The following is a 6,000-nucleotide window of genomic DNA, read 5'->3' on the forward strand; positions in this document are numbered from 1 at the left end:
GGGCAAATTCATAGAAGATCTGCCTGTTCGGCAAGGTAGTGCTTTCTGCGTCTATGAGCTTCGTCGAGCTATCCTCGGCGCATCCTGCCTCCTGCCTCTTGGGCGAGGCGGGCACGTTCGGCGTCCCCCGCGCCGGAACCGGGCTTACGGTCGAGCTTGGGGCGGACGCAGCCGCCGCGCCTCGGTGGCCCATGCCGAAGCTGGCGCGATCGGCCTGCAGTTTGCTGCGACGGATCAACTCGATCGTGGACCGATCGTCCGGCTCAGCGTGACATGGGCGGAGGCTGCCTGAATGGTGTTCCCGGCTGATGACTAGGCCGAACGGCTGATCAAGTTTGGTGCTCGATCCAGCTGGCCTAGTCGGCCTCAAATTAATACATCATTCATTGCTAAAATGCAGTATTGATCGAAATCATTGAAAAATACGAACGGGTGAGGCGAGCGCGGTGCTGGGCTACATGCATAAGTTTGCAGTGTCGAAGCGCGCCACCGCGCCGTCCCGGTCCATGCCCGACCCGCATCCCGCATCCGCGCCCGAGCCGGAAGCGCCGGTCGTCGCGCCCGGGAAACGCCCCGGCGCAATCATCGACCAGATCGAGGCCGACCTGCATCTCCTCGTCCGGTCCGTGCAGACGACCTCCGCCGAGGTCGGGCGTGCCGTCGTCGAGGCGAACGCCTCGCTCGCGGGCATCGGTGAACGGACCCACGCCCTGGTGACGGAGACGCGCACGGTCGACGAAACGGCCCGGCTGCTCGCGGGCTCCGCCCAAGAACTGACGGCCGCCGCCGCCAGCATCAGCGCTCAGATTCACGCCGCGGCCGGGCTTCTGGACGGCGTGACCGCCGTCATCGGGCAGGTTCAGGCCCGGATCGGCCAGTTGCGTGCCTCTTCGGACGAGATCGGCACGATCATCGACCTGATCGCGGGCATCACGCGCCAGACCAACTTGCTCGCGTTGAACGCCATGATCGAGGCCGCTCGCGCGGGCGAGCACGGGCGCGGCTTCGCCGTGGTGGCCCAGGAGGTCAAGGATCTCGCCGGGCAGACGGCGCGGGCCACCGACCGGATCCGGCATACGATCGAGACGCTTCAGGGCGAGGCGATGGGCTCGGCCGATGCGGTGGAGCAGGCTGCCCGGCTCGTCGAGCAGGTCGGCCCACGCTTCGTCGAGGTGGTCGCAGCCGTCGAGCAGCAGAATGCCTCGACGGCCGAGCTGAGGCGCTCGGCCGAGTCGGTCGCCCGGTTCGTGACCCAGGTGGTCGGTAGCACCGAGGCGATCGAGCGGGAGGCACAGGCGGCCGCGGACGTGAACCGCGCCGCCGACGCCTCCTCGCAGACGATCGACCGCCTGCTCGGCCGTTTCCTCGTCGTGCTGCGCAACAACGAACTCGGCAACCGCCGCGCCGATCTCCGGCTGCCCGTCGCCCTGGCGGCGCGGATCCGCCAGGGCGCTGCCGCAAGCGTGCCCGCGCGCACGGTCGATGTCAGTCGCAACGGCCTTCTGGTGACGCCGCAGGCCGAGATCGAGGCCGGCCCCGGTCAGGTGCTGAAGCTCGACATCGCGGAACTCGGGGAGGTCGAGGCCCGGGTGGTGGCTCGGAGCCGCCTCGGCCTGCACCTGTGCGCGGAGAATGCGGACGGCGCCTACGCGGCCCGGGTCGACGCACTCTCGGAAACGCTCGACCGGAAGAACCGCCCGCGCGGCGAGCGGGCCGAAGCCGCCGCCGCCGAGATCGCCGCCGCGCTGGAGGCGGCGATCCGGGCTGGTCAGCTCACCGAGGCGGCCCTGTTCGACGTGGCTTACGAGGCGGTGCCCGGCACCGATCCGCAGCAGCACCTGACCGCGGCCGTGCCCGCGCTGGATCGGCTGCTGCCGCCGATCCAGGAGCGACTGCTGGGGCTGGATGCGGACCTCGTCTTCTGCGTGGCGGTGGACCGTAACGGCTACCTCCCGGTCCACAACCGTGCCTATTCGCATCGGCAGCGCCGGGGCGAACCCGACTGGAATAACGCCCATTGCCGCAATCGCCGGATCTTCGACGACCGGGCGGGCCTGATGGCCGCCCGCAACACCGAGCCTTTCCTCGTCCAGTCCTACGCCCGCGACCTCGGTGGGCGCACGGTCATGATGCAGGAGGTCGACGCGCCGATCCGCGTGGCCGGCCGACACTGGGGCGGCCTGCGCATGGCCTACCGCGCCTGACTTTGCCGGAGATGACCCTGTACTGACTTCGAACGCGGACCATCCCGTGGGGGCCGGTCCATCGGGGATCGGATGGGACGGATCGAGCCGGCGGTCGAGGTCAGCGCCGTCGCTCAGCCCGGCATGATGCCCCGCGACGATCGCCGCAATCAGCCGCCCGAGCAGAGTCGGGTCGAGCGCCGCGCCCACCCGTGCCCCGGCGATGGAATGGTCGCGGTTCGGCCCCTGGCCGCGCAGATAGGCTGGACCTCGGCCGAGGCCTTGCCGATGTCGTGCAGGAGCCCGGCGGCGCGGGCGGTCTCGGCCCAGCCGAAGGAGTTCGCGAAGGCCGCCGCCCTCGCGGCCACAGCCGCGAGATGATCCGGCAATGGCTCCCAATCCGCTTATGGTCGGCCCGGAGCGGAATGCGCGTAGAGGGTCCTGCGGGGTGACCTCGGAAATCGTCGCCTTGCCACGACATCATGTTCCGCGCCGCGCCGACCCCTTTCGAGGCGAGCGTTCCTCAGAAAACCCCGCTCGTCAGTGCGGCGGCGACTCATCTTCGAAGGTTTTGGGGCCGCACGGCGACCGAGTTCCTCTGTGATCCAGACTCTGCCCTGCGCTCGACCGGCACATCAGCGGCACACGCCGTGCGCCGCATCAGCGCTGCAACCGCGATCCCCCACATTAACAGCCGCTGCGCCTCAACCAACCCGCGCCACCCGACACGATTCGAACGTGTGACCTTTGCCTGAGGAGGGCCACGCGTTCATCCCGTTGAGCGGTCAGGATTTTCATTTCTCCCGCTCAGCGGCGTTGCGCGGGCGGTCCAGTTGGGCTACTGACGAAGCGGCTCAGCACCCGTAGCTCAGCTGGATAGAGCGTTGCCCTCCGAAGGCAAAGGTCACACGTTCGAATCGTGTCGGGTGCGCCATTCACGAACAGAACTGCGAACGCCGGTAGCGGCGGCAAGTCCGTTCGCAACAGCCCTTTCCAGAACGTCACGCCAACCTGCGATGCGGATCTCGTCGGGCTGTACTTCCACACGATCGACGACCGCACGGATGTAGGCCTTCCGGAACGGAACCTCGCCCTCCCGCAGTCGCGCCCGCATCTCAGATGCGAATGTCGCGACGCGTTCGGATGCCATCGCCACAGGCTCCCGGATCTGCTCGCGTAAACGCTCCAGCGCGGCCCGCGCCTGATCTCGATCGGTGCGCAGCTTGTCGAGCCGCTGCTTCAGCGTCGGATCCGCACCATCCGCGATCCCATCCTCGATCGAGCTGTAGAGCCGCTTCAGACGCGTGCCCGCATCCGTCATCGCATCTGCCGGTGCCTGCATCCGCACCTGGGCAGGGCCGACCCGCGCCTGGCGACGCGCCGCCAGCTCCGACAGGATCTCCTGCAGGCGCTCCGTGGTCAGAAGCCGCTGCTCGAGCGCCGTGGTGACTAGAGCGTCCAGCTTGGCCATCCCGATGTTCATGCCCCGGCAGGCCTTCTCGCCGATCCGCATCTGCGGCGAGCACTTGTAGTAGCGGTAGACCTTGCCCGTGCTGGAGGTGCCGGTGGCCATGGTCATGCCCCCGCCGCATCGGCCGCACACGGCCAGGCCGGTCAGCAGCACCGGTCCCGTTACCTCGGGCGGTGAAGCCTCGGACGGGCGACGGCTGCGCAAGGTGTCCTGGACGGCTTGGTAGAGCTCCTGGCTGACGATCGCCGGTGCCGGGGCCTCGACGATCTCGCTCGTCGGGTTGCGCTGCCGGGTCTTCGAGTCTCGTCGGTTGAACTGGTAGGTTCCGGCATAGAGCGGCCGCGTCAGGATGTCGTGCAGCGGTCCGATCCCCCAACGACAGAGCTTGCGCGTGAGGATCCCGCGCGCGTTCAGCCACGTGCAGACCGACTTGACGCCCATCGGACCGGACTGACCATCGCCCTCGACGATCAGGCGGTACATCAGCCGCACCACCTCGGCCTCGACCGGATCGATGGCGAGGACCTTCTTTGTCCGTCTGCCCTTCTGCCCGGCCTCGACCGTTCGGTAGCCGTAAGGCGCCTTCGAGCCGTTCCAGAAGCGGAGAGTGACCAACCCGGACATCCGCGAGGTATTCGAGGCCCTGCGCGCCCGCTTCGGGTTGCAGCCCCAGCAGCCCCGTCCCGACGCACCGTACGTCTGGGGCGAGGAGAAGCTGCGTGCCCGCTGTAACCGCCTACTGCGGCAACTCGCGGTGATCGAGGCAGACCAGGAGGCCGCGACACAGGCCTTCGCCCGCAAGATGCAAGAGCTCGGGCAACGACGTGCGGCCTGCCTGCTCGAACTGACGATGGCGGATCTGTATGCCGCGGCGGCGGATCCGTCGGGCAAGCCCGACGCGGCCGCGCCTGCCCCGGTTTCGAGCGCGCAGGCGGCGTCGCCCATCGGGACGACGGTCGCAACCTCATCCGATCTGGGAAGCGAGGAGACGCCGACGCTTCCCGATTACGAGACCGATCCGGGAAGCGGAGAGCAGGGGTCGGCCTCCCCTGCCATTGAGGGGCACGGTCCGGAATCGGCGGATGGGTCGGCACTTCCGAACACGGCCTCGGCGGCGCCTGCCGATCCCGAAGCAGAGCATTCCGTCCTGGATCCGGAGACGGTGCACGCGCTGGTCGAGGCTTCGGCACCGAGCTGGCTCGACGTCGGCAAGCCACCCCTCAGCGTGCGTGAGCGCTTCCCCTTGTACGATCGGCCGCTCGCCTCGCTGGATGTCGACCACCTCGACCTGAACGAGCTCCTGCCACGGCTGGCCAGCGTTCATCCTGATCTCGTCGGGGCAGCGCCCGTTTTCAAGAACCATCTGCCCGATTGGTACCGGTCCGAAGACGGGGCCGCCTGCCGGGTGGCGCTGGAGCAGGCGATCGAACGCGAAGTCATCCGCCGCGATCTCTGGAGCGACCTGCTCGAATGGTACGGCTGCGTGCTGGCCGTCGCACCCGGTGGCTACCTTGGCACGACGACGCCCCGGCAGGCCGAGGAGACGTATGACCGCCTGCAAGCGGCGTATCGGGAGGCTCTGTCGCCCGGCAGGACCGCCGTTGTCTGGTCCGAGCTGACCACGCTCATGCCCGGGCGCCCCTGGTTCGGGGCCGGAATCGCCATGGAGGTATCCGACCAGGGCGACCTGTACGATATGCCCGACGACGGCAGCAGCGGCACGTCTGCCTACGAGGACGACGACGATCCAGAGGACGCGGGGCCGACCTGAGGCTGATGGGCTCGCCGAGCCTCTTTGTAGGCTCCGGTGCAATGGTCGCAGCGGAGCCGCATCGACAATTGATCCGCTAGCGGCACTGGCAGGAAGAGCGTGCGGTCGAGTGGCATTACATCGCCCCCGGCAAGCCGCAGCAGAACGGCTTCGTCGAAAGCTTGAATGGGCGCTTGCGCGACGAGTGCCTGAACGAGCATCTCTTCCAGAGCCTGCCGGCGGCCCGGACCATCATCGAGGCGTGGCGGGTCGACTATAACACCTGCTGCCCTCACACGAGCCTCGGCGGGCTCACCCCGAACGCGTTTGCAACTCGGTCCAAGCAGGACCAGAACTAGAACGAACTCTGGTTATGAACGGGGGCTGACAGGGGGCAAGGTCAAACTGGGGGCAAGGTCAGTGCCTTTGCCGACATCCTGCGCCAGCAGAATGAAGGCGCAAATGACATTTCAGATTTGATTCGAGGTCTGTTGAGGAAATCTAGAGCATCGAACCTTTAATCGGACGCATATCCCTTGGCCTTGAGGAAGTTGCGGCACTCCTGGGGCTCGAACAAGCCGCAGATGTCGCCGATG

Annotated in this window: 4 protein-coding genes, 1 tRNA gene and 1 pseudogene; 4 read left to right on the forward strand and 2 right to left on the reverse strand. The window is 67.6% G+C overall.

Annotated features, from left to right (window positions below; genetic code table 11):
• Positions 1 to 458: 458 nt before the first annotated feature.
• Entirely contained in the window at positions 459 to 2,204 is a 1,746-nt protein-coding gene (locus BM140_RS08000) for a methyl-accepting chemotaxis protein (RefSeq protein ID WP_131803762.1), read from the forward strand.
• A gap of 149 nt (positions 2,205 to 2,353) precedes the next feature.
• On the opposite strand, the gene BM140_RS26685 is transcribed toward BM140_RS08000, so the two are convergent.
• Entirely contained in the window at positions 2,354 to 2,551 is a 198-nt protein-coding gene (locus tag BM140_RS26685) for a hypothetical protein (RefSeq protein WP_425287049.1), read from the reverse strand.
• A gap of 489 nt (positions 2,552 to 3,040) precedes the next feature.
• On the opposite strand from BM140_RS26685, the gene BM140_RS08010 reads away from it, so the two are divergent.
• Positions 3,041 to 3,117 (forward strand) — tRNA-Arg (locus BM140_RS08010).
• On the opposite strand, the gene BM140_RS08015 is transcribed toward BM140_RS08010, so the two are convergent.
• Positions 3,088 to 4,278, reverse strand: a complete 1,191-nt coding sequence (locus BM140_RS08015) for a recombinase family protein (protein ID WP_165616415.1) — start codon at positions 4,276 to 4,278, stop codon at positions 3,088 to 3,090. The two genes, BM140_RS08010 and BM140_RS08015, sit on opposite strands and share 30 nt — an antisense overlap.
• Here BM140_RS08015 and BM140_RS08020 point away from each other — a divergent pair.
• The gene (locus BM140_RS08020) at positions 4,262 to 5,425 is read left to right on the forward strand and encodes a hypothetical protein (protein WP_165616416.1); all 1,164 of its coding nucleotides are present in this window, start codon (positions 4,262 to 4,264) and stop codon (positions 5,423 to 5,425) included. The two genes, BM140_RS08015 and BM140_RS08020, sit on opposite strands and share 17 nt — an antisense overlap.
• An 86-nt stretch (positions 5,426 to 5,511) precedes the next feature.
• Positions 5,512 to 5,763, forward strand: a pseudogene (locus tag BM140_RS08025) (integrase core domain-containing protein); the annotation flags it as partial.
• Positions 5,764 to 6,000 lie beyond the last annotated feature (237 nt).

It is taken from the genome of Methylorubrum salsuginis, assembly GCF_900114375.1.
Lineage (GTDB): Bacteria > Pseudomonadota > Alphaproteobacteria > Rhizobiales > Beijerinckiaceae > Methylobacterium > Methylobacterium salsuginis.